Source organism: Kitasatospora sp. NPDC087315 (genome assembly GCF_044744345.1).
GTDB lineage: Bacteria > Actinomycetota > Actinomycetes > Streptomycetales > Streptomycetaceae > Kitasatospora.
On sequence record NZ_JBIUYD010000002.1, the window covers coordinates 361012 to 383871 of the forward strand.

The 22860-nt window shown below is 74.0% G+C and carries 23 protein-coding genes; 9 read left to right on the plus strand and 14 right to left on the minus strand.

Annotation, left to right across the window (positions count from 1 at the left end; all coding sequences use genetic code 11):
- Nucleotides 1-67 precede the first annotated feature (67 nt).
- Nucleotides 68-1450 carry a diaminobutyrate--2-oxoglutarate transaminase family protein gene (locus ACIO5D_RS04625; protein ID WP_400649638.1) on the minus strand — a complete coding sequence of 461 codons (1383 nt, stop codon included), beginning with the start codon at nt 1448-1450 and terminating at the stop codon, nt 68-70.
- A gap of 159 nt (nt 1451-1609) precedes the next feature.
- On the opposite strand from ACIO5D_RS04625, the gene ACIO5D_RS04630 reads away from it, so the two are divergent.
- Nucleotides 1610-2134, plus strand: a complete 525-nt coding sequence (locus tag ACIO5D_RS04630; protein ID WP_400793915.1) for a class I SAM-dependent methyltransferase — start codon at nt 1610-1612, stop codon at nt 2132-2134.
- Between the two features lie 70 nt (nt 2135-2204).
- Here the strand turns inward: ACIO5D_RS04630 and ACIO5D_RS04635 are convergent, their stop codons facing one another.
- A complete protein-coding gene (locus tag ACIO5D_RS04635) occupies nt 2205-2945 on the minus strand; it encodes a response regulator (protein WP_400793916.1) in 741 nt (246 codons plus the stop codon).
- On the minus strand, nt 2942-4582 hold the full coding sequence (locus ACIO5D_RS04640; RefSeq protein WP_400793917.1) for an ATP-binding protein: 1641 nt from the start codon (nt 4580-4582) through the stop codon (nt 2942-2944). The genes ACIO5D_RS04635 and ACIO5D_RS04640 overlap by 4 nt, the downstream gene beginning before the upstream one ends.
- Nucleotides 4583-4748: 166 nt before the next feature.
- Here ACIO5D_RS04640 and ACIO5D_RS04645 point away from each other — a divergent pair, with 166 nt between their 5' ends.
- Complete coding sequence (locus tag ACIO5D_RS04645; protein WP_400793918.1) at nt 4749-6194, plus strand: cation:dicarboxylate symporter family transporter; 1446 nt, start codon at nt 4749-4751, stop codon at nt 6192-6194.
- A 107-nt stretch (nt 6195-6301) separates the two neighbouring features.
- Here ACIO5D_RS04645 and ACIO5D_RS04650 read toward each other — a convergent pair whose 3' ends face one another.
- Both ACIO5D_RS04650 and ACIO5D_RS04655 read right to left on the minus strand, forming a co-directional pair.
- Nucleotides 6302-7267 (minus strand): hypothetical protein, encoded by a 966-nt coding sequence (locus tag ACIO5D_RS04650; protein WP_400793919.1) that lies wholly within the window; start codon nt 7265-7267, stop codon nt 6302-6304.
- Nucleotides 7268-7312: 45 nt separating this feature from the next.
- Entirely contained in the window at nt 7313-7960 is a 648-nt protein-coding gene (locus ACIO5D_RS04655; protein WP_400793920.1) for an RNA polymerase sigma factor, read from the minus strand.
- Nucleotides 7961-8262: 302 nt separating this feature from the next.
- Between ACIO5D_RS04655 and ACIO5D_RS04660 the strand changes: the two genes are divergently transcribed.
- Nucleotides 8263-8634: a hypothetical protein gene (locus ACIO5D_RS04660; RefSeq protein ID WP_400649651.1), complete on the plus strand. Its 372-nt coding sequence runs from the start codon at nt 8263-8265 to the stop codon at nt 8632-8634.
- Between the two features lie 246 nt (nt 8635-8880).
- Here ACIO5D_RS04660 and ACIO5D_RS04665 read toward each other — a convergent pair whose 3' ends face one another.
- Entirely contained in the window at nt 8881-10242 is a 1362-nt protein-coding gene (locus ACIO5D_RS04665) for a cytochrome P450 (protein ID WP_400793921.1), read from the minus strand.
- Nucleotides 10243-10432: 190 nt separating this feature from the next.
- Nucleotides 10433-11500: an RNA ligase (ATP) gene (locus tag ACIO5D_RS04670; protein ID WP_400793922.1), complete on the minus strand. Its 1068-nt coding sequence runs from the start codon at nt 11498-11500 to the stop codon at nt 10433-10435.
- Nucleotides 11501-11849: 349 nt separating this feature from the next.
- Between ACIO5D_RS04670 and modA the strand changes: the two genes are divergently transcribed.
- From modA to ACIO5D_RS04685, 3 genes are all read left to right on the plus strand, one after another.
- On the plus strand, nt 11850-12683 hold the full coding sequence (modA, locus tag ACIO5D_RS04675) for a molybdate ABC transporter substrate-binding protein (protein ID WP_400793923.1): 834 nt from the start codon (nt 11850-11852) through the stop codon (nt 12681-12683).
- A 92-nt stretch (nt 12684-12775) separates the two neighbouring features.
- Nucleotides 12776-13576, plus strand: coding sequence for an ABC transporter permease (locus tag ACIO5D_RS04680; protein WP_363608683.1), 801 nt, complete (start codon nt 12776-12778; stop codon nt 13574-13576).
- A gap of 100 nt (nt 13577-13676) precedes the next feature.
- The gene (locus ACIO5D_RS04685) at nt 13677-14822 is read left to right on the plus strand and encodes an ABC transporter ATP-binding protein (RefSeq protein ID WP_400793924.1); all 1146 of its coding nucleotides are present in this window, start codon (nt 13677-13679) and stop codon (nt 14820-14822) included.
- 112 nt (nt 14823-14934) lie between these two features.
- Here ACIO5D_RS04685 and ACIO5D_RS04690 read toward each other — a convergent pair whose 3' ends face one another.
- Both ACIO5D_RS04690 and ACIO5D_RS04695 read right to left on the minus strand, forming a co-directional pair.
- On the minus strand, nt 14935-15642 hold the full coding sequence (locus ACIO5D_RS04690; protein ID WP_400650307.1) for a response regulator: 708 nt from the start codon (nt 15640-15642) through the stop codon (nt 14935-14937).
- Nucleotides 15642-16871, minus strand: coding sequence for a histidine kinase (locus ACIO5D_RS04695; protein WP_363608571.1), 1230 nt, complete (start codon nt 16869-16871; stop codon nt 15642-15644). The genes ACIO5D_RS04690 and ACIO5D_RS04695 overlap by 1 nt, the downstream gene beginning before the upstream one ends.
- A 226-nt stretch (nt 16872-17097) precedes the next feature.
- Here ACIO5D_RS04695 and ACIO5D_RS04700 point away from each other — a divergent pair, with 226 nt between their 5' ends.
- The 3 genes from ACIO5D_RS04700 (at nt 17098) to ACIO5D_RS04710 (ending at nt 19734) form a co-directional block, all read left to right on the plus strand.
- The gene (locus ACIO5D_RS04700) at nt 17098-18027 is read left to right on the plus strand and encodes an ABC transporter ATP-binding protein (protein WP_400793925.1); all 930 of its coding nucleotides are present in this window, start codon (nt 17098-17100) and stop codon (nt 18025-18027) included.
- Nucleotides 18024-18839, plus strand: a complete 816-nt coding sequence (locus tag ACIO5D_RS04705) for an ABC transporter permease (RefSeq protein WP_400793926.1) — start codon at nt 18024-18026, stop codon at nt 18837-18839. The genes ACIO5D_RS04700 and ACIO5D_RS04705 overlap by 4 nt, the downstream gene beginning before the upstream one ends.
- A gap of 133 nt (nt 18840-18972) precedes the next feature.
- Nucleotides 18973-19734 carry a hypothetical protein gene (locus ACIO5D_RS04710; RefSeq protein ID WP_400649666.1) on the plus strand — a complete coding sequence of 254 codons (762 nt, stop codon included), beginning with the start codon at nt 18973-18975 and terminating at the stop codon, nt 19732-19734.
- Here the strand turns inward: ACIO5D_RS04710 and ACIO5D_RS04715 are convergent.
- From ACIO5D_RS04715 to ACIO5D_RS04735, 5 genes are all read right to left on the minus strand, one after another.
- A complete protein-coding gene (locus tag ACIO5D_RS04715; RefSeq protein ID WP_400793927.1) occupies nt 19722-20303 on the minus strand; it encodes a hypothetical protein in 582 nt (193 codons plus the stop codon). The genes ACIO5D_RS04710 and ACIO5D_RS04715 overlap by 13 nt on opposite strands.
- Before the next feature lie 11 nt (nt 20304-20314).
- Nucleotides 20315-21028, minus strand: a complete 714-nt coding sequence (locus tag ACIO5D_RS04720; protein WP_400793928.1) for a 2OG-Fe(II) oxygenase — start codon at nt 21026-21028, stop codon at nt 20315-20317.
- Between the two features lie 249 nt (nt 21029-21277).
- Nucleotides 21278-22057 carry a peptidyl-tRNA hydrolase gene (locus ACIO5D_RS04725; protein WP_400793929.1) on the minus strand — a complete coding sequence of 260 codons (780 nt, stop codon included), beginning with the start codon at nt 22055-22057 and terminating at the stop codon, nt 21278-21280.
- Nucleotides 22058-22176: 119 nt separating this feature from the next.
- Nucleotides 22177-22395 carry a hypothetical protein gene (locus ACIO5D_RS04730; RefSeq protein WP_400793930.1) on the minus strand — a complete coding sequence of 73 codons (219 nt, stop codon included), beginning with the start codon at nt 22393-22395 and terminating at the stop codon, nt 22177-22179.
- Complete coding sequence (locus ACIO5D_RS04735; RefSeq protein WP_400793931.1) at nt 22392-22646, minus strand: hypothetical protein; 255 nt, start codon at nt 22644-22646, stop codon at nt 22392-22394. Before ACIO5D_RS04735 ends, ACIO5D_RS04730 begins: the two co-directional genes overlap by 4 nt.
- Nucleotides 22647-22860 lie beyond the last annotated feature (214 nt).

Consider the following 22860-nt stretch of genomic DNA (forward strand, 5'->3'; position numbering starts at 1 on the left):
AGCGGGGTGTCGACCGGGCCGGGGTTCGCCGGCGGGGATCCGTCGAGGCGGGGCTCGTCGGGGGCCGTCACCGGGTTTCCCCGGAGGCGGCCCGGATGGCGTCGGCGAGCCGGTCGAGGACCGCGGCGACCTGCTCGTCGGTGATGGTGAGCGGCGGGAGCAGACGCAGTACGGCGTCGTGGCGGCCGCCGAGTTCGACGATCAGGCCGCGGGCCAGGCAGGCCTCGCGGACCCTGACGGCGAGGGCGGGCGCGGCCGGGCGGGCTCCGCAGGCGTCCGGTTCGGCGTCCGGGTCGACGAGTTCGACGCCGAGCATCAGCCCGCGGCCGCGGACGTCGCCGATCACCGGCAGTTCGTCGGCGAGGGCCCGCAGCCACCCGGTCATCCTGGCGCCGACCAGGGCGGCGCGCTCGGCCAGGCCGTGGGCGGCGACGTACCGGAGGGTGGCCGCGCCGGCTGCCATGGCGAGGGTGTTGCCGCGGAAGGTGCCGGTGTGCGCGCCGGGCCGCCAGCCGTCGTAGTCCTCGCGGTAGACCACGACCGCGAGCGGGAGGCTGCCGCCGATCGCCTTGGAGAGCACCATCGCGTCGGGGACGATCCCGCTGTGCTCGACCGCCCACATCGCGCCGGTGCGGCCGACGCCGGTCTGTACCTCGTCCACGATCAGCGGGATGCCGCGCTCGGCGGTGATCCGGCGCATCGCGCGCAGCCAGCCGTCGGGGGCGGGAACGACGCCGCCCTCGCCCTGGACCACCTCCAGGACCATCGCGGCGGGCTTGACCACCCCGCCCGAGGGGTCGTCCAGCAGCCGTTCGGCATAGGTCGCGGCGAGGTCCGCGCCGGTCTCGCCACCGACGCCGAACGGGCAGCGGTAGCCGTACGGGTAGGGCAGCCGGACCACCTCCCCGCCGCCGGGGAGCGGCTCCTTGACGGCGACGTTGCCGGTCAGCGCGAGGGCCCCGGCCGTCATGCCGTGGTAGGCGCCGGTGAAGGCGAGGGCGCCGGAGCGGCCGGTGGCGGTCTGCATCAGCTTGAGCGCGGCCTCGACGGCGTCCGTCCCGGCGGGGCCGCAGAAGTGCACCCGGGCGTGCTCGCCGAAGCCCTTCGGCAGGCTCTCGAACAGGGCGGTGGTGAAGTCGTCCTTCTCGGCGGTGGCGAGGTCCAGCAGGTGCAGCGGCGCTCCGCTGTCGAGGGTGCGGCGGATCGCTTCCAGCACCACGGGGTGGTTGTGGCCGAGCGCGAGGGTGCCGGCGCCGGAGAGGCAGTCCAGGTAGCGGCGGCCGTCGGCACCTTCGACGGTCATGCCGTTGGCGCGCACGGGGACGATCGGGAACGAGCGGGCGTAGGTACGGGCGGCGGACTCGCGGACGCGCTGGCGGCGCAGGATGGCGTCGCCCGGGGCCTGGGCGGGGACGGCGGGCCCGGTGGCGGGCTCAGCGGCGAGCGTCAAGGCATACTCCCAGTCAAGTTAGGTAAGCCTAACTTTACCGACCGTTGGTGTCGGCTCCCCCCACAGGCAGCGAGAACCACCCTGGCGAGTGACACGAACCCCGCTTCTCCAACGAGCGACCGCCCTGGTGGTTACGGCCCGCGCGCTACTCTTCCGGGCATGCCGCAGCTGCCCCCGTCCTCGCCGTACGATGCCGAACTCGCCCGGACCCGCGAGTTCTTCGCCACCCGCGCCGCCGACTGGGACGCCCGCTTCCCCGACGACGGCCCGCGCTACGCGGCCGCGATCGCCGAACTCGGCCTGCGGCCCGGGCAGTCCGTCCTCGACGCGGGCTGCGGCACCGGCCGCGCCCTGCCCCTGCTGCGCGCCGACTGCGCCCGGCTGCCGCTGCCCGGCGCCGCCCTGGACGCCGTGTTCGCGGCCGGCCTGATCTCCCACCTCCCCGACCCGGCCCGCACCCTGCGCGAACTCGCCCGCGTCACCCGCCCCGGCGCCGCCCTCGCCCTGTTCCACCCCGTCGGCCGCGCCGCCCTCGCCGCCCGCCACGGCCGCGCCCTCACCCCCGACGACCTGCGCGCCGAACCCCGCCTGCGCCCCCTCCTCGCCGCCTCCCACTGGCACCTGGACAGCTACACGGACCGGGACGACCGGTACCTCGCCCTGGCGACCCGGGTCCACCCGTAGTCGGCACCGGTGGCGGCACGGTCGCACGTCCGGGTCCGGGGCGGTCGCCCCGGGCGGCGGCCTCCGGGGCTCACCTGCCCCGCCAGCGGTAGCAGAGCTCGGGGCGGCCCACCGTGCCGTACTGGGGTTCGCGGACGGCGAGGCCGGTGTCGACGAGGTGTTCCAGGTAGCGGCGGGCGGTGATCCGGGAGACGCCGGCCTCGGTGCCGGCCGCGGCCGCGGAGAGGCCGGTGGCGGCCTCGCGCAGGACGGTGGCGACGGTGTCCAGGGTGGGGGCGCTGAGACCCTTGGGCAGGTCGGTGCGCTCGGGGGTGCGGAGCAGCGCGAGGGCCTGGTCGACCTCGTCCTGGCCGGTGGCCTCGCCGGTACGGCCCAGGCTGTCGCGGTAGCGGGCGTAGCGCTCCAGGCGGTCGTGCAGGGCGGCGCCGCTGAAGGGTTTCAGCAGGTACTGGACGACCCCCGCCGAGACCGCCTGGCGGACCATGGCCAGGTCGCGGGCGGAGGTGACGGCGATGATGTCGGTGGTGTGGCCGGCGGCGCGCAGGCCGCGGCAGAGCTGGAGCCCGTGGCCGTCCGGCAGGTAGAGGTCGAGCAGGGTGAGGTCGACGGGCGTCCCGGCGGCGCGGGCCCGGCCCAGGAAGCGCAGGGCGTCGGCGCAGCTGTGCACCGTCCCGGCGGCGCGGAAGCCCGGTTCGCGCTCGACGTACAGGGTGTGGGCGGCCGCGGCCACCGGGTCGTCCTCGACCACCAGGACGGAGATCGCGGGCGGTCCGGCCGGCGTCGGCGGCACGGCGGGAGGTGCGGGGGTCACCGGGCCACCGCCGGCTGCGGCCGGGCGGCCGGGGTGAGCGGCAGCCGGACGGTCAGCACCGCGCCGTGCTCGCGTCCGACCTCGACGGTGCCGCCGTTGCGCCGGACGGTCTGGGCGACCAGGGCGAGCCCGAGGCCGTGCCCGCGGGCGTCCCGCTTGGTGCTCCAGCCGCGCCGGAACACGTCGTCCACGGCGGCCGGGTCGATCCCGGCACCGGTGTCGGCGACCCGCAGCAGCAGGTGGCCGTCGTCGATCCGGGCGGTGACGGCGACCTCGGGCGGGGCGGGGTTCCCGGCGGCGCCGGCGACGGCCGCGTCCACCGCGTTGTCGAGCAGGTTGCCGAGGACGGTGATCAGATCGCGGTCGGAGAGGTCCGGCGGCAGCACACCGTCGTCGATGCGGCTGTCCTCGGTGAGGGTCAGGTCCACTCCCCGCTCGGCCGCCTGGGCGGCCTTGCCCAGCAACAGGGCGGCCAGTACGGGTTCGCCGACGGCGGCGACCACCCGGTCGGTGAGCTGCTGGGCGAGGGCGAGTTCGGCGGTGGCGAACTCCACCGCCTGTTCGTGGCGGCCGAGTTCGATCAGCGAGACGACGGCGTGCAGCCGGTTGGCGGCCTCGTGCGCCTGTGTGCCGAGCGCTTCGGTGAAGCCCCGGACGGAGTCCAACTCGCCACTTAGGGACTGCAGTTCGGTGTGGTCGCGAAGGGTGACGACCCGGCCGAGGCCGGTGCCGATGACGGAGGTGTTGAGCACCACCACCCGCTCGGCGGTGAGGTGGACCTCGTCGCGCGCCGGCCCGGCGCCGAGCACGGCGTCGAGCAGCGCCTCCGGCAGGCCCAGACCGGCGATCGGCTGCCCCTCCAATTCCCCCGACAGGCCGAGGAGTTCGCGGGCCGCGTCATTGCAGAGCACCACCCGGTGCCCACGGTCGAGCAGCACCAGGCCCTCGCGCACCGAGTGCAGGGTGGCCTGGTGGTACTCGTAGAGGTGGCTGAGTTCGGCCGGCCCCATGCCGTGGGTGTGCCGCCGCAGCCGGGCGTTGGCGAGGTAGGTGCCGAGCCCGCCGAGGGCGAGCGCGGCCACCGCGACACCGGCCAGGGCCAGCAGCGGCCCGCGCAGCTGGGCGGAGATGGACTGCACCGTGAGGCCCGCACTGACCAGCGCGACCACCCGGCCCCGGTCGTCCAGCACGGGCGTGACGACGCGGACCGACGGGCCCAGCGTGCCGGTGTACGTCTCGCTGCGGGTCTCCCCCGCCAGCGCCCAGTCGATGTGCCCGAGGAAGGTCCTGCCGATCTGCTCGGGCAGCGGGTGGGTCCAGCGCACCCCGGCGGTGTCCATCACGGTGACGAAGGAGACCCCGGTGTCCGCCCGCACCTGCTCCGCGTACGGCTGGAGGAGCGCGGACGGGTCCGGCCCGGCGACGGCGGCCCGCACCGACGGGGAATCGGCGACCGCGCGGGCGACGGCGGTGACCTGGCGGCGGGCCGCGGCCTCGGTGCGGCCGGCGGTGAACAGGTAGGCGAGCACGGCGCCGCCCGCCACCACCGCGGCGACGATGACCACTTGGACGACGAAGAGCTGCCCGGCCAGACTGCGGACCAGCCGGCGCGGAGCGGGGAGGGTGCGCACGGACATGCCTGACAGTGTGCACCACACCCGGAGCAGAGCCGCCGGCCACCGCGTGCCGTGAACTCTATGAACACAAACGTGACCTTCGTCACGAGGCGGGCCCATAGTCGGAGCGGCCCACCACCCGGGGCCGCCAGGACTTGCCGGACGTGCAAGGGCGAAGGAGCCGCAGATGTCCATCACCGGAGTCGCAGGGCCGGCCGGTCGGCCGGCCGGGGTCAGAGCGAAGGACCGCACCCACTACCTCTACCTCGCCGTGATCGCGGCGGTGGTCGCGGGCGTCGTGGTCGGACTGGCCACGCCCGGCTTCGCGGTCGGCCTCAAGCCGGTCGGGACCGGCTTCGTCAACCTGATCAAGATGATGATCAGCCCGGTCATCTTCTGCACCATCGTGCTGGGCATCGGCTCGGTGACCAAGGCCGCCAAGGTCGGCAAGGTCGGCGGGCTCGCCCTCGGCTACTTCCTCACCATGTCGACCGTGGCGCTGGCCATCGGCCTGGCGGTCGGCAACCTGCTGGAGCCCGGCTCCGGCCTCCACCTCACCGCGGCGCTCGCCAAGTCCGGCCACGCCCAGGCCGCCGCCGGCGAGGCGCAGTCCACCACCGACTTCCTGCTCGGGATGATCCCGACCACCATGGTCTCGTCCCTCACCGAGGGCAAGGTGCTCCAGACCCTGCTGGTCGCGCTGCTGGCCGGCTTCGCCCTCCAGGCGATGGGCCCGGTCGGCGCCCCGGTGCTGCGCGGGATCGAGCACATGCAGCGGCTGGTGTTCCGCATCATGGCGATGATCATGTGGGTGGCACCGATCGGCGCGTTCGGCGCGATGGCCGCGGTGGTCGGGGCGACCGGCACGGCCGCGCTGAAGAGCCTCGCCGTGATCATGATCGGCTTCTACGTCACCTGCGCGCTGTTCGTGGTCGTGGTGCTCGGCGCGCTGCTGCGCCTGGTCGCCGGGGTGAACGTGTTCGCGCTGCTGCGCTACCTCGGCCGCGAGTTCCTGCTGATCCTCTCCACCTCCTCCTCGGAGAGCGCGCTGCCGCGGCTGATCGCCAAGATGGAACACCTGGGCGTCAGCCGCCCGGTGGTCGGCATCACGGTGCCGACCGGCTACAGCTTCAACCTGGACGGCACCGCGATCTACCTCACCATGGCGTCGATCTTCATCTCCGAGGCGATGGACAAGCCGATGTCGCTCGGCGAGCAGCTGTCGCTGCTGGTCTTCATGGTGATCGCCAGCAAGGGCGCGGCCGGGGTCACCGGCGCCGGCCTGGCCACCCTGGCGGGCGGGCTGCAGTCGCACAAGCCGGCGCTGGTGGACGGGGTCGGCCTGATCGTCGGCATCGACCGCTTCATGTCCGAGGCCCGGGCGCTGACCAACTTCGCCGGGAACGCCGTCGCCACCGTGCTGGTCGGGCAGTGGACCGGCGAGTTCGACCGGGAGCGCGCCCGGCAGGTGCTGGCGGGCGCGGTTCCGTTCGACGAGCGGACGCTGGTCGACGCGCACGGCCACCCGGGGGCGGACGCCCACGCGGGGTCCGGCGAAGCCGGTGTGCCCGGTGGGACCGGCGTACCCGGCGGGGCCCAGCCGACGCCCGCGCCCACCCCGGCGGCCGCCTGAGCCTCCCCTTCTCCCCCGGTCCGGCGCCTCGCCCAACCCCCGAGCGGCGCCGGGCCGGGGGTTCGCGGTTGCGGCCCCGAAGGATGCCAGGGGCTGCCGGACCGGCCCTACAACTCCTCGGAGCCGCCGACCGCCCAGCTCAGGCCGGACGCCGGGTCCTCGACCGCGAGATGCAGATGACGCAGACCGTCCGCCGGGTCGCACCAGGTGAAGCAGCGCATCCGGGCCACCAGGGCGTTCACCTCGGCCCGGTCCGGCCCGTCGGCGCCGGCCATCGCGGCCAGCGCCCGCCAGAGGGCCAGCCGCCCGTGCGCCGAGCCGTGCGACCGGTCCGCGACGCCCGCATGGACCAGGGCCGGGTAGGCGGCGGCGAACGACAGGTACCCCCCGGTGACCCGCGCCCCCGGGGCGAGCTGTGCGACCGCCTGCGGCGCCGGCCCGCGTACGCAGGCCACCTCCGCCCAGTCCGCCCAGCCCACCAGTGCGGCCAGCGCCCTGGTCGCCCGCTGGCCACGCAGCCGGGCGCCCGGCGCGGGCAGTGTCACCGGGCCCAGCCCCTCCCGGGAGGCCGGGAGCGTGAGCAGCGCGCTGCACGAGCCACCGGACGGCAGGTACTCCCGGACCCGCGCGCCCTCGCCCCAGCCCGCCGACTCCCAGGGCTCCAGCAGCAACGGCACGCCCTCCGGGGCGGGCTCGGCGCCGTACGAGAGGTCCTCGCCGATCAGCACCCGGGTGTGCGCGACCAGCCGGCGGACCGGCGCGGGGGTGAGCAGCGGGGCCAGCCGCAGCCACGAGTGCCGGGTCGCCAGTACCTCCCAGAGCGGCCCGGCATCGTGGTCGGCGACCCCGGCCGCGGTGCCCGGGCCACCGTCCGGGTCGAACAGCCGGACGGCCAGCTCGGGAGGGGCGGCGTAGGCGATCAGATGGCCGAGCGGCGCGGTCTCCACCCCCGCCCAGTCCTCACCGCCGCGTACGACGGCCGCCGCCCGGGCCTGCCGGTAGACACCCAGCAGTTCGGACCAGCGGCCCTCGCCGGCCAGGGCGCGGTGGCGTTGCTCCTCGTACGTGATCACGATTCGCAGCGTACGGGCCGGGGCGGCGGATCGGCTGACACATCGTCAGTTCGGTGCGTCGGGAGCTCTTTCGGCACCGGACGCCGGTCCGGGGCCGGGCCTGGGTCCGGGGCCAGGGCCGGGGCCGGGTTCGGGGCCAGGGCCGGGGCCGGGTTCGGGTTCGACGGCGGGTTCGCGGCCGCGTTCGCGTTCGCGCTCGTGTTCGTGTTCGTGTTCGTGTTCGTGTTCGTGTTCGAGGACGGCTCGGAGCCGCCCCAGGGCGCGGCGCCGGGTGACCGCCAGGGTGCTGCGGTGCACACCCAGCAGTTCGGCGGCCTCGTCGACGCTGTAGCCGTCGAGGTCGACCAGGACCACCACCCGGGCCTGCTTGACGGTCAGACAGCGCAGCAGCCGGACCACCTCCCAGTGCGCCTGCAGTTCGCCCACCCCGCCGCCGAAGGGATCGGCCGCACCGAACTCGGCCTCGACCGGCCCCGACAGGGCCGCCCGGCGGCGCTCCCGGCGCCACTGGTCGCGCACGATGTTCGCCATCGTGGTGAACACGTAGGCATACGGCTGCGGATGGCCGAGGAAGTGCTCGGGGCGCCGGGCTATTCGCAGATACGCGTCGTGCACCACATCACCGGCCGCGAACGAACTTCCGGTGAGCGAGGCGGCCGCCCGATGGAGCCGGGGCAGCAGCTCCGTGAACACCCGGTCGAAATCAGCCGCGCCGGGATTCGCGGCCCCAGGATCCGGGGCGCGACCGGGCACGCCTCCGGCGTCGCCGAAATCCGGCTCCCGCCCACCTGTGCACCGACCACTGAGCTCCATGCCGCTCCCCTCGGAAATCGGCACCCTGAAGGCCTAGTTGTGACACAGGTCACATCATAGTTCGTCGTCTCACTCTTCGCAGTCATTCGTGTGCATTGTGTTACCGGTCGGGTGGCGTCGGGGAATTCCGACCAGCACCGCACCCGGCCGGGACGAACCCCCATGAGCGAGGAGACAACGCCATGTCAGGTTGTATCGCCAGGACCTTCACCAAGCTCGGCGTGGTAGCCGTGGCCGCCCTCGGCGTGCTCGGCACCACCGCCCTGCCGGCCACCGCCGAGCCGGTCCCCGACCAGTCCATCACCGCCGGATCCGGCGTGACGACGGCCGACGCCATCGCCGCCTCCTACCACTGCGTGATCACCGCCAACTACGGCTGGCGCTGGGAAGGCAACTGCACGATCTACTCCGGCGAGTTGCGCACCATCACCTACTGCGCCAACGGCACCTCCACCACCGGCCTGTGGATCGGCGCGCGACCGCAGCCGTGGGCGGTCTGGGGCAACTGCCCGGGCTCCAGCTGGACCAGGATCGTCTTCCAGTCGCGCGGCTGAGCCGCGGGCGATCGGACGAGTGGAGACGAGCGAGGGGGTGCCGTCCCGGTGGGCGGCACCCCCTCCGCCCGCACCCCCCACCCCTTCCGCGCACACCGCACCACCCGGGGCGGGCCCGCGCTCGAACGGGTCGACCCCGGTGCCACCCTGGAGGACGGCGAACAGATGACGACTTTCGTTATCTGTTATCCGACATCTGTTTTCTGTCATCTGTTTTCTGCCGGCCGCCGCCCGTCTGTCAGCCTGTCAGCCCCGCGGCGTCAGCCGGATCCGCATCGGGCTGTCCGCCCGCAGGGTGATCCCCTGAGCGAGCGCCACCTCGTGGTCCACCGCCTCGATGTCGAAGTCGCGCAGCAGCACCCCCATCGCCAGCACCGCCTCCAGCATCGAGAAGTGCTGCCCGATGCACGCGCGAGGACCGCCGCCGAACGGGAACCAGGCGTAGCGGTGCCGCTCCTTCTCCCGGCCGGGCAGGAAACGGTCCGGATCGAAGCGGTCCGGGTCGGCCCAGTGGTCGGGGTGGCGGTGGGTGACCCACGGCGCGAGGATCACCTGCGCGCCCGCCGGGACGACGTGCCCGCCGATCACCGTCTCGGCCACCGAGCGCCGACCCATCAGCGCGGCCGCCGGATAGAGGCGCATCGCCTCCTTCAACACCTGGGTGATGTACGGCAGGGCCTCCAGATCGGCGGCGGTCGGCGACCGGCCGGTGAGCGCCGCCTCCGCCTCGCGCTGGGCTCGGCGCTGCTCCTCCGGGTGCCGGGCGAGCAGGTGCAGCCCGAAGGCGAGCGAGGTCGCGGTGGTCTCGTGCCCGGCCAGCAGGAAGATCAGGACCTGGTCCCGCAGTTCCGTCGGATCGAGGCCCGCGCCGTCCTCGCCCCGGGCCCGGGCGAGCAGTGCCAGCAGGTCGTCCGTCTCGACGGCCCCGGCCCGGGCCGACCGTTCGGCGATGATCTGGTCGCAGATCCCGTAGAGGTCACGCTGCGCCTCGGCGTTGCGCCGGTTGGCGGGCGTGGGCCAGGCGCGCGGAATGCGGACCGGGGAGAAACCCCGCTCGAGTATGTACTCGCCGAGCACCGGGAAGCTGCGGTGCACCACCTCCACCGCCGCCTCCACGTCGGAGCCGAAGAGGATCCTGGCGACGGCGCGCAGCGCGAACCGGGACATCTCGTCCGCCGCGTCCACCACACCGCCGGGCACCGCCCGCCAGCGTTCGATGAGCGCATCCGCCTCCAGCGCGATGGCGTCCACATAGCCGTCCACCCGGCGGCGGGTGAACAGCGGCTGGATCAGCCGGCGCTGGCGCTGGTAGTCGTTGTCCTGGCTGGTCAGCAGGCCGTTGCCGATGCTGGTCCGCAGCTCGTCGTAGAAGCCGTTGTCCTTGCGGAAGTTGGCCGCCTCACCGGCGAGCACCTGGTGGGCGCCCTCCGGGGAGAACACCATGAAGAACTCGGCGCGGAGCCCGGGCGGTCCGGCGACGAAGCGGACCACGTCCCCGTAGTCGCGCCGGGCGGCGAGGTAGGTCTGCAGCGGGCGCCGGGTGAGGTCCAGCATCGACCCGATCAACGGGAGTCCGGACGGGCCGGGTATCTGGGCAGCGGTGGTCATCTGTCTCCTCCTCCAGTACCGTCCCCCGAACTTAACTGACTGGTAATCACATGGAGAAGGGCTCACAACGGCGGTCGCGGATCACCCACGACCGCCCCGCACGCCCCTGGCGTGCAGCGCCGGCGCCCGGCCGCGGCTCGTACATCAACCGGCATGTGCCGCCCCGGCCGCACACGCCCACCGGCTGCGCCTACTCGTACTCGGTGCCGCCCTTGCGGGTCAGGTAGGCGTCACTGACCACCTTGGCGATGGCCCGCCCGCCCACCACCGGGCTCCAGCGCTCGGCCACCGGGCGGATCACCACGCCCTCCCGCAGGTGCAGCTCGCGCCCGGAGACGGTCTCCCGCCCCTGGGCCAGCGCCAGCACGGTGTCCGGGTCGAACGGCCCGCGCCACAGCTCGGGCACCAGCGGCAGCCGGCCGTCCAGCAGTTCGGCGGCCGGCAGCCAGCGCAGCTGTCCGTCCAGCACCGCCGAGACGTCGAACGCGGCGTAACCGGGCAGCTCGGCGCGGCCGGACTCGCCGTAGGTGAGGTCCTGCACACCGGCGCCGAAGACCTCGCCGAAGATGCCGACCCGCTCGGCGCCGAGACGCTCCGCCAGCCGGGCGGCCACCGCCGGTATGCCGTACGCCCGGACCGCCCGCCAGTACAGGTTCCGCTCGTCCTCGGCCAGCGCCAGCCCCTGGGCCCCGATGCCCTTGGACGACACCTGTACCTCGCCGGTGGCGGCGTGGTAGGTGACCAGGCAGCAGCTGCCGTGCAGCTTCTCGGTCAGCACCACCGGTTCGCCCGGCTCGAAGACGCCCGGGAAACGCTTGAGATTCTCCATGTCCACCCAGGGCAGCAGATCCGGCGCGCTCACCACGTCGCCGTTCATCGACGTCGGGACCGGCGGCTTCCACTTGGTGACGCCCAGCAGGTCGGCGAAGTCCTCGCCGCGCTCGGCGGCGGCCGCCAGGTCGGTGCCGGCCAGCGCGCCGGGACGGCAGACGATGCCCTGCGACAGTTCCCCGCGCAGCCGGACCGCCTTGACCCGGTCGGCGTTTCCGCCGGCCAGCCGTCCGGTCAGCCCCAGCTCCTCGATCAGCGGGCCGGGCAGGACCGCCTGCTCGGGGATGTACACGGCGTAGTCGCCGCTGCGGTACGCGCCCTTGGCGACCACCGCCCGGTAGAGGCCGACCTGTGCGAGTTCCAGTGCGTCGGCGTTGGGGTGCGCCAGGATGGTCAGCCGCTCGGCGGTGACGCGCAGCGTGGACATGGGTGTACTCCTCCCCTTGGCTCGGCCGGTCGGCCGGCGGTGCGTACGGACGGTGACCACTGTCGCGCCCCGGGGCGCTTCGCCGCGACGGGTTTTCCAGGGGCGGGTCTTCCGGGGGCGGGTCTTCCGGGGGCGGGTCTTCCGTGAGCACGCTTCCGGGAGGCGGGGCTTCCGGGGGCGGCGCCGTTTGAGGCTCCCCACGGCGGGGCACTCGCCCTTGATGCACCCTGCCTGTGCAATGCGGCAGGCAAACTTTCACTCGTATTTGCGACACTATGATCGCCTTAATGGCCGCATCTGCAACCGAGTCCCCGCGCCCTTCCGGCGCGCCCAGGAGGGGAAACCACCGATGAGCACCCGTACGACCACCACGCGCAGAGTCGCCGTCGCCACCGCCGTGGCCCTCGCCCTCGGCCTCGGGGTCACCGCCTGCGACAGCGACGGCGGCAGCAAGAGCTCGGGCGACGCGGGCGCCTCCGCGAGCGGGTCGGCCGGCACCCCGAAGGCCTCCGGCGAGATCAACGTCTTCGCCGCCGCCTCGCTCAAGGAGAGCTTCACCGAACTCGGCAGGAAGTTCGAGGCCGCCAACCCGGGCGCCAAGGTCAAGTTCAACTTCGGCGGCAGTTCCGGCCTCGCCACCAGCATCAACTCCGGCGCCCCCGCCGACGTCTTCGCCGCCGCGAGCCCGGCCACCATGAAGACCGTCACCGACGCGGGCGGGGTCAGCGGCGAGTCGAAGACCTTCGTCAAGAACACGCTCACCATCGCCGTCCCCAAGGGCAACCCCAAGCACATCGCGGGCCTGGGCGACCTGACCGCACCCGGCGTCAAGGTCGCGCTGTGCGCAAAGGAGGTGCCCTGCGGCGCCGCCGCCCTGACCGCGCTCAAGGCCGGCAACGTGAACCTGACCCCGGTCACCCTGGAGCAGGACGTCAAGGGCGCGCTGACCAAGGTCGAGCTGGGCGAGGTCGACGCCTCCCTGGTGTACAAGACCGATGTGAAGGCCGATGCTGCGAAGATCGACGGCGTGGACTTCCCCGAGGCCGACAAGGCCGTGAACGACTACCCGATCGCCGCGCTGGCCAAGGCCCCGAACAAGGACGGCGCCGCCGCCTTCGTCGCCTACATCGAGTCGCCCGAGGCCACGCAGGTACTCACCGCGGCGGGCTTCCAGGCACCGTGAGCGGACGCACCACCGGGACCACCGGTGCCACCGGCACCGGTGGCACCGGTCACAACACCGGCACCGGCGGCGCGGCGCACCCAGGGAAGGGGATGCCGCGCCGACGGCGGCGCCCACACCGCGTCCCGGTCGCGCTGCTGCTCCCGGCGCTGCTCGGGCTGGCGTTCCTGATCCTCCCGCTGGTCGGGCTCCTGGTCCGGGCACCCTGGAGCACGCTGTCCGACCAGCTCACCAGCGCCGAGGTCTGGGAGGCGCTGCGCCTCTCGCTGGTCTGCGCGACGGCGGCCACGGCGGTGTCGCTGCTGCTCGGGGTGCCGTTGGCCTGGCTGCTCGCGCGCACCGAGCTGCCCGGCCGCCGCGTCATCCGGGCGCTGGTCACCCTGCCGCTGGTGCTGCCACCGGTGGTCGGCGGTGTGGCGCTGCTGCTGGTCCTCGGCCGGCGCGGCATCGTCGGCTCCTGGCTGGACTCCGCCTTCGGCATCACGCTGCCCTTCACCACCACCGGCGTGGTGATCGCCGAGGCGTTCGTGGCGATGCCGTTCCTGGTGATCAGCGTCGAGGGCGCGCTGCGGGCCGCCGACCCTCGGTACGAGGAGGCCGCCGCGACCCTGGGCGCCTCCCGGCTGACCGCGTTCCGCCGGGTCACCCTGCCCCTGATCGCCCCCGGCATCGGTGCCGGCGCTGTACTGGCCTGGGCCCGCGCGCTCGGCGAGTTCGGCGCGACGATCACCTTCGCGGGCAACTTCCCGGGCAAGACCCAGACCATGCCGCTCGCCGTCTACCTCGCCATGGAGTCCGACCCGGAGGCCGCGATCGCGCTCTCGCTGGTGCTGCTGGTGGTCTCCATCGCCGTCCTGGTCGGGCTGCGCGACCGCTGGATGTCGACCCCGTGAGCGCCGCGCCGCCCGCGCCGCGGTGGCGGGCCGGACCACCCGGCCCGCCACCTCGCACACCCGCCCCCGCTCCGGCCCCCGCCCCTTGGACGCCCACCCCATGACGACCGCCCCCGCCGACACCCCGAGCGACCACACACCCGACGACCACACGCCCGACGACCGGGCACCCGACGGCCCGGCGCTCAACGGCCCGGCGCTCGACGCCCGGCTCCGGGTGGAACGCGCCGCCTTCACCCTCGACCTGGCCCTCACCGCCGCCCCCGGCGAGGTGGTCGCCCTGCTCGGACCGAACGGCGCCGGCAAGTCCACCGCGCTGCGCGCCCTCGCCGGGCTGCTCCCGCTCACCGGCGGCCACCTGCGGCTGGACGGCCGCGTCCTGGAGGACCCGGCGCATCGGCTGCACACCCCCGCCGAGGAGCGTCCGGTCGGCGTGGTGTTCCAGGACTACCTGCTCTTCCCGCACCTCAGCGCCCTCGACAACGTCGCCTTCGGCCCGCGCTGCCAGGGCCGTCCCAAGCGCGAGGCCCGGGCCGAGGCGGCCGGCTGGCTGGAGCGGATGGGCCTGGCCGACCACGCGGGCGCCCGCCCCGGCCGCCTCTCCGGCGGCCAGGCGCAGCGGGTGGCACTCGCCCGGGCGCTGGCCGTACGGCCGCGGCTGCTGCTGCTGGACGAGCCGCTGGCGGCCCTGGACGCCCGCACCCGGCTCGATGTCCGCGCCCAACTCCGGCGCCATCTGGCCGAGTTCGAGGCGGTGGCGGTGCTGGTGACGCACGACCCGCTGGACGCGATGGTGCTGGCCGACCGGCTGGTGGTGATCGAGGGCGGCCGCGAGGTGCAGTCCGGCAGCCCCGCCGAGATCGCCCGGCGTCCGCGCACCGACTACATCGCCCGCCTGGTCGGCCTCAACCTCTACCAGGGCACGGCGGACGGCCACCGGGTGACGCTGGCCGACGGCCCCGTGCTGGCCACCACCGAGGAGCTGACCGGCCCCGCCTTCGTGGCGTTCCCGCCGTCCGCCGTCACGCTGCACCGGGAGCGACCGCAGTCCAGCGCGCGCAACGTCTGGGAGCTCCAGGTCGCGGGCCTGGACCTGCACGGCGACCAGGTCCGCGCCGACCTGGCCGGTGACCTGCCGATGGCCGCCGACCTGACCCCGGCCGCCGCCGCCGAGCTCGATCTCGCCCCCGGCACCACCGTCTGGGCCTCGGTCAAGGCCGCTCAGACCCACGCGTACCCCGCCTGAGCACCCTCATCGGCCACCCGTCACCGGGTACCGGCCAGGCCCGCCGGGTATCGCTTCGGCCCACCGGTTACCGGTCCCGGACGGCGGGGCCGGCTCCTGCCCTACGGCCGGCTCAACTCCGCGTCGGGTCCGCACGGTTCGGCTGTTCCTCGGACAGCCGGTCCTCGGCCGGCTCCACGAAGCCGGACTCGTACGCGGCGATCACCGCCTGGGTGCGGTCGCGGGCGCCGAGCTTCGCCAGCACACTGCTGACGTGCGTCTTCACCGTCTGCACGCCGAGGAACAGCTGCTCGGCGATCTCGCTGTTGGCGAGGCCCCGGGCCACCAGCCGCAGCACCTCGGCCTCACGCTCGGTCAGGGCGGCACGGGCCATCGTCGCGCGGGCGGCCGCGTTGCCCTGGCCTGCGGCGAGACGACGGATCGCGGCCGGGAAGAGCAGCGACTCGCCCGCCGCGACCAGCCGGACCGCGTGGGCGATCTCGGCCGGGCGGGAGCGCTTCAGCAGAAAGCCGTCGGCACCGGCGCGCAGGGCCTGGTAGACGTAGTCGTCGTTCTCGAAGGTGGTGACGACCAGGATCTTCGGCGGCTGCTCCCCGGTCGCGCCCGACCGGACGAGGGCGCGGGTCGCCGCCAGACCGTCGACCTCCGGCATCCGGACGTCCATCAGCACCACGTGCGGGCGCAGCTCCCGGGCCATGGCCACCGCCTCGCCTCCGTCGGAGGCCTCACCGACCACCCGCAGGTCGCCCTGCGCCTCCAGCACGGCCCGCAGTCCGGCCCGGACCAGTTCCTCGTCGTCGGCCAGCAGAATGTCGATCATCACACGCCCAAGCGTAGGGGCATGCGGACGGCCAGGACCCATTCGCCGGACTCCAGCCCGGCCGAGGCCTCGCCACCGAGCAGCGCGGCCCGCTCCCGGATACCGCGAAGTCCCTTGCCGCCCTTGCGCGGTGCGCTGCGCGCGGACGACGGGCCAGGCCCGCCCGTCGCGTTGGCGCAGCGCAGCTCCAACCGGCCGCCCCGCAGGGCGATCCGGACGCTGATCGGCTCGCCCGGCGCGTACTTGAGGGCGTTGGTGACGCCCTCCTGGAGGATCCGGTAGGACTCGCGGGAGAGCACCCCGGGCAGCTTCCCCGACGGCACGTCGATCCATGCCTCCACCGGGCTGCCGGCGGCCCGCGCGGTGTCGAAGAGCGCGGACAGCTGCTCGATGCCGGGGCGCTCGGTGACGGACCCGTCCGACGCGTCCCGCCGGTCCGAGGCCTCGCGGAGCAGCACGAGTGTGCGCTCCAGGTCGTCCATGGCCTGTCGGCCGGTCTCCTCGATGACTTCGAGCGCCTTGGCGACGAAGGCCGGGTCGCCCACCTCCCGAGCCGCACCGGCCTGAAGAACCGTCACCGTCAGCGCGTGGCCGATGGAGTCGTGCAGCTCGCGGGCCAACCGGTTGCGCTCCAGCAGGCGTTCGGCCCGCAGCTCCGCCTCGGCCAGCCGCTCGGCCGGGGACGGCCCCAGCAGCCTTACCGCCATGGCGAGTTGCAGACGCCCCGCCCAGACCACCAGCCAGCCGTAGCCGAACAGCGCCGCGGCCGCCAGCAGCGGGTACCAGAGCAGTCCGTGCTGGTGCGGGAGTTGGATTCCGTGCAGGTTCGGCGCGGAGTCGGCGACCAGCTCGACGGCGCCGGCGGGCACCAGCACGGCGAGGATCCCGACCACCGAGCCGAGAGCCACCCGGCCGATCAACCAGACGGCGGTGCGTCGGCGGTCGGCCCAGGTACGGGCGGGTTCGGCGGCGATGTCCTGCTCGCGTTCGGGCATCAGCAGCAGCCGCGCCTGCACGCCCTCGGCCCGGCGCATCGCGGGCAGCAGGGCGGCCAGCGTGAGCAGCACGGCATCCAGCAGAACGGCCCTTGCCAGGACCTCGGCGAGGCTGAACCCGTACGTCCCCGGGTAGATCATCAGGACGACGCCGGCGAAGATCCACCCGATCACCAGATGCAGCCACCGCGCGTAGGTGGCGGCGCTCAGCAGGGGCGCGAGGATCCTGGGCATGACGCCATCCTGCCAGGTCAGCGATGTGCCGCGGCTCCCTCCCAAGAGGGAGAGAGCTCCACTCCCCGGCGGGATCCGCCGGAGTGGTCCGCTCCGGTGGAATGGGGCCGTCGGAGCCGGAGAGCCAGGGTCCGGAATCCCGGAGCGGGTCGGAGCGGGTCGGAGTGAATCCGGAGGAGCCCGAAGCGAGTCCGGGGAAGGTCCGGGGAGCACGCGGGAGGGCGTCATGATCGAGGTTCAGGGCCTCACCAAGGAGTACGACGGAAAGCGTGTGGTCGACGACCTCGGCTTCGTCGTCCGGCCCGGGGTGGTGACGGGCTTCCTCGGGCCGAACGGCGCGGGCAAGAGCACCACCATGCGGCTGATCCTCGGCCTCGACCGGCCCACCGCAGGCCACGCCCTGGTCGGCGGTCGCCGGTACGCCGAACTGGCCGACCCGCTGCGGCAGGTCGGCGCCCTGCTGGACGCCCAGGCCGTGCACGGCGGCCGCACCGCGCGCGGCCAGCTGCGCTGGCTGGCCGCCAGCAACGGGCTGCCGAACCGCCGGGTGGACGAGGTGCTCGCGCAGGTCGGCCTGACCGAGGCGGCGGGCCGCCGGATCCGCGGGTTCTCGCTCGGCATGCGCCAGCGGCTCGGCGTGGCCGCCGCGCTGCTCGGCGACCCGCCGGTGCTGCTGCTGGACGAGCCGGTGAACGGCCTCGACCCCGAGGGCATCCGCTGGATCCGCACCCTGCTGCGCGATCTGGCCGCCGAGGGCCGGGCCGTGCTGGTCTCCTCCCACCTCATGACGGAGATGGCGCTCACCGCCGACCATCTGGTCGTCATCGGCCGGGGCCGGCTGCTGGCGGACGACGCCACCACGGAATTCCTTCAACGCCACGGCCGCACCCGGATCCGGGTCCGCGCGGTGGACCGGACGAAGCTGGCCGCCCTGCTCGGCGGCGACCTCGGGAGTCTCGGTTCGGGAACGGTGACCGCCGAGCCGGTGGACGGCGACGCCTGGGAGGTGAGCGGGGCCGAGCCGGAGCGGATCGCGGCGCTGGCGGCGGCGAACGGCGTGGTGCTGTACGAGATCGCCGTCCAGCAGGACTCGCTGGAAGAGGCGTTCATGCGGATGACCGCCGACAGCGTCGAGTACCGGGCGGCGGCGGTATGAGCACCCTTCCGTCCGTACCGGCCCCGGCCCCGGCCACGTCCACGTCCACGTCCACGTCCACGTCCACGTCCACGTCCACCGCACTGAACCTGCTGCGGTCCGAGGGGATCAAGCTCGCCACCCTCCGCTCGCTCTGGTTCACCCCGGTCCTCGCCGCCCTGCTCACCGTCGGCCTGACCACCGCCGTCGGCGCCGCCCTCGGCGGCAAGGACCACAGCCTCACCGACGACCCCGGTGTCGGCCTCTACTACGGCCTCAACTTCGGCCAGGCCGCGCTGGTCTGCTTCGGCGTCCTGCTGATCGGCCAGGAGTTCAACACCCGCATGATCACCGTCTCGCTCACCGCCGTCCCCCGCCGAGGCCTGCTCTACGGCGGCAAACTCGCCGTCGGCGCACTCGTCGCCCTCGCCGTCGGCCTGATCGGGACGGCCGGCTCCTTCGCCGGATACGCCGCCACCACACCCGGTGCATGGGACGGCCCGGCCCTCGCCCGCAGCGCCACCGCCGGAGTGCTGTACCCCGTCCTGCTGGTGGTGTTCTGCATCGGCGCGACCGCTCTGCTCGGCAACCTCACGGCCGCGATGGGCCTGCTGGTGCCGACCGTCTTCCTGCTCTCCCCGCTGCTCAGCGGCGTACCCGGGGCGCGTTCCGTGGTGCAGTTCCTCCCGGACCGGGCCGGCCAGTACGCGCTGCACTACGCCGACAACCCGCAGGTCGTGTACGGGCACTGGACCGGTCTGCTGATCATGGCCGGCTGGGCGGCAGCCGCGGCGTACGGCGGCCTGCGCGCCCTGCGGCGAGCCGAGTTCTGAGTCCTGCGCCGAGGCCCGGGGCCTGCGCCTGCCTCCGCGACCGGCGGCGGGGTGCCTCCACCGCGAGCCGCTCCGCCCGCACCTCGCCCACTCCCTGTCAGCCTCTTCCGAGACCGTTGGGAACGACACCTCGATGACCACGTCCATGACCGGCGCTCCGACCGCCCTGAACGTCCTGCGCTCCGAGCGCGTCAAGTTCACCACCCTTCCCTCCCAGTGGCTCGCCCCGCTCGTCGCCGTCGTTCTGACCGTCGGTGTCGCCGCCGCCGTCAACGCCGCGTACGGGGAGGCGGACCACACCCCGGGCGAGGACCCGAGCAACGGGATCTTCTACGGCCTGCTGTTCGGCCATGTCGCCGTGGCCTGCCATGGCGTCCTGCTGATCGGCCAGGAGTTCAACACCCGCATGATCTCGGTCTCACTCACCGCCGTCCCCCGCCGAGGCCTGCTCTACGGCGGCAAGCTCGCCCTCGGCATCGGACTGGGGCTGCTGATGGGGCTGGCCTCCACGGCCGGCTCGTTCCTCGTCGTCGCCGCCACCACCGGCCTGGACTTCTCCACCCCTGGTCTGGCCCGGGCCTTCACGGCCGGGGTGCTCTACCACCCGCTGCTGGTGGTGCTCTGCCTCGGCCTGACGGCCATGCTGCGCAACTTCAGCGCCGCGCTCGGCCTGCTCGTCCCGATGGTCTTCCTCGGCACCACCTGGCTGGCGGCGATCCCCGGTGTGCGCGAGGCCGGCCAGTTCCTGCCCGACCGGGCCGGGCTGTACGCCACGCGCACCCAGCCGGACCCGGGGATCCATTACGGCCACTGGTCCGGCCTGCTGATCATGGCCCTCTGGGCGGCCGCGGCGGCGTACGGCGGCCTGCGCGCGATGCGCCGCTACACCGTCTGAGGCGCCCGGCCCGGCGGGCAGGTGGTGAGCCGGCCGTCGGCGATCTCCCAGGTGCCGCCGTCGGCGCTCGCGCCGCGCAGGCCGTCCAGCGCCCCCTGACCGGCGAGGGCGACGGCACGCGGTTCGGCGAGCGAGGCGAGCGAGGCGAGCGAGGCGAAGCCGAAGGTGTGCCACGCCCGCCAGCCCGGCTCCCGGCCGAGGCGGCGGGCCAGTTGCGCCCAGCCGAGTGGTGCGGCGGCGAGGACCCAGGCGTCCGGCGCCGGGGCGGTCAGTCGGCGGGCGGGCCGCAGCCAGGAGGCGGCCTGCTCCGGCCAGTCGACGACGGCGAGCACCGACCGTCCCGGCAGGTCCAGCCAGGCTTCGGTGAAGGCCCTCGCGGCGGCGCGGGAGGCGTCGTCGCGGCTGTGGCCGACGGTCACGGTGTGGAGGCGGGCCCGGCCGCCGGTGAGCAGACGGAGCAGTGCGGCGAGTTCGGCCGCGGTGTGCGGGCCGGGCGCGGGCAGGGGACCGTAGGCGGCGATCGCGGCGGGGCCGATCAGCGGCGAGCGGGCGGGGGTGGCGGAGGTCATCACGGAACCGTTCAGGCCTCGTGGAAGACGAGGCCGAGCGCGTGGCGGTGGCCGGAACGGACCGTGCTCACGCCATGCCGGACGGGGCCGGCGGACCACCCCCGGGCCGACTTCACCGGGCGCTCCCGGGTGGTGAACACCAGGCCGTGGCCCTGGGCGAGGACGGTGCTGGTGCCCCGGGACTGCGCGCGGGGCCGCTGCTCGACGAGCAGGAACTCGCCGCCCGTGTAGTCCCTGCCCGGCTCGTCGAGGCCGATGACGACCTGGAGGGGGAAGACCATCTCGCCGAACACGTCGCGGTGCAGCGCGTTCCAGTCGCCCTGTCCGTAGCGCAGCAGGATCTGGGCGGACTTCGACTGGCCGGCCCGGTGGCACAGCTCCAGCCACTCGTCCAGCGTGTCCGGCCAGGGGGCTGGCCGGCCGAGCCGCCCGGCCCAGGTGCGGGCGATCGCGAGCAGGTGCGGGTAGAGCGCGGCCCGCAGGTCCCGGACGGGCCCGGGGAGGCCGTCGTGTGTGAAGTAGCGGTACTGGCCGGAGCCGAAGCGGTGGCGGGCCATGTCCACCGTGGTGCGGAACAGCTCCGCCCGGTCGTACCGGACCGCCAGCTCCCGGCACTCGGCCGGGGAGAGGAGCCGGGGCGTGAGCGCGCAGCCGTGGGCGTCCAGTTCGTCGGCGACGGCGGCCCAGTCGGCGGCCGCCACCCGGGCGGCGGGTTCGGTGGTCACGGGGGTGTCCTTCCGGAGTCTCGGGCGGGTCGGGCCCGGCTGCGGACGGCACGGGGGCCAACCCCTTCGTCACCGATACTCACCGACCCGCCGCCCTGGATGCTGGCGGCATTCGGACACGGCGACGGGAGACCTGGAACGGATGACAGTTTTCAGGGGACGGATAACAGATAACAGCTTTCAGATTCTGTTATCCGAAAGCTGTTATCCGTCCGCTGTTCCCTGTCACTCGCCGCCGCCCGTCACCCGTCACCCGCGCAGCGCCGGGTGCTCCGCGACCACCGTGCAGCTCCCCGGCGCGATCTCGGTGAAGCCCGCGTCCTGGACCAGCGGCAGGCCGCTCACCAGCAGCTCCGCCCAGGCCTCCGGCGTCGCCGTGCGGACGGCGAGGGCGAAACCGGACTCGGCCCACTCCTTGCGCTGCGTCTCGTCCAGCCGCCACCAGGCGACCTGGGCGGCATGGCCGGTCTGCGCCATCGTCTTGCCCGCACTCATCTCCAGCTCCGGATTGAGCCACAGCACCGGCAGGCCGGGCTCGGCGGCGGCGACCGGGCCGGTCTCCTCCAGATCGGTGCCGGAGACCTGGAGATTCGGGCGGGGTGCACCTTGGGGATCGTCGGTCAGCTCAAGCCCCGACACCTGTAGCTTGGCCAGCTCTTTTGGCCAGCCGTCCAGCGGCACCGGCGGGTACACCCGCACCTCCGCGCGCCTACCCGTCACCGTGATGCCGGGCAGCTCAGCCGCCTTGCGCCACTCCCCGCCCCGGGCCCGACGCACCACCTTGCGAATCCGGGCGTCCTCCCAGGCCGCCACCCGCTGCGCCCACTCGCCGTCCGCCTCCGTCACCCTCGGGTCGGAGAGCAGGGTGAGCACCGCCCGCGCCGAGGTCTCCAGCGCGTCCGTGCGCCCCGGCGGGTCCGCCTTCTCCAGGTGCAGCACCAATGGCAGCACGTACTGCGGATTGGCGTCACGGTCAGTGGGGGCATCGACTGGGCTCGGGGCGTCGAAGGGCTCGGAAAGTGAGGTCACCGGGACAGGCTACCTGCGAGCCCGTACAGCCCTTCGACAGTTTGAAGCCCCGCCCGTGCGTCGCTGGGGGCGCGCACGGACGGGGCCGGAAGTGGGCTTCTGGGGGCCGCCCGGCGCCCTTAGCGGACCTTCCGGATCTCCACCTTGACCACGTCGCTGGCGGTCCGGATGAACTTGGCGTGCTGCGTGTCCTTCGTGTGGATGCCCATCTCGGCCGCCAACCGCGCCAGCGGCACGGCGTCCAGCACCTCCCACGCACACCCTTCCTCGGCGCACGCGGCCACGCCGACGACCTCCACGGTCCGGTCCTGGCTCAGGGTCACGGCCTCACCGGTCACTCGGCCACCTCCTCGCCGAGGGCTGGCAGGTCCTCGGCGGACTGCCACACCGGGACGGAGGGCGTCGAGCAGCCTCCCGACTGCCACCCGCCGTCCTCGGGGTACTCGAAGCCGATGCACGGGCCGCCCGGGTCGCCGCCCATGTGTTCGGGCAGGAACACCTTGTCCGCCGGGAGGATGTCGGCCTCCTTCTCGGCGGGCTCGGTGGCGGGAGTGCACACCCGGTGCTTGGGCAGGGTGGGGTGAACCACGGGGCTCCTACTCGGTGTTGTGCGTCGATGGCTGGCCCGGATCTGTTCGAGCCGGTGGTTTGCCGCCCAGAGCCGCAGCATCACGTCCGACTCGGCGGGCTCAAGAGGCGGGCGGGCGTCGGGCGGGTCGTCACCCTCGGAGGGTCCTACGGCCGGGTGGGCGTCGGGCGGGTCGTGGTCCGGCGTCGGTTCCTCCGGCGTCGCGGGAAGCCGA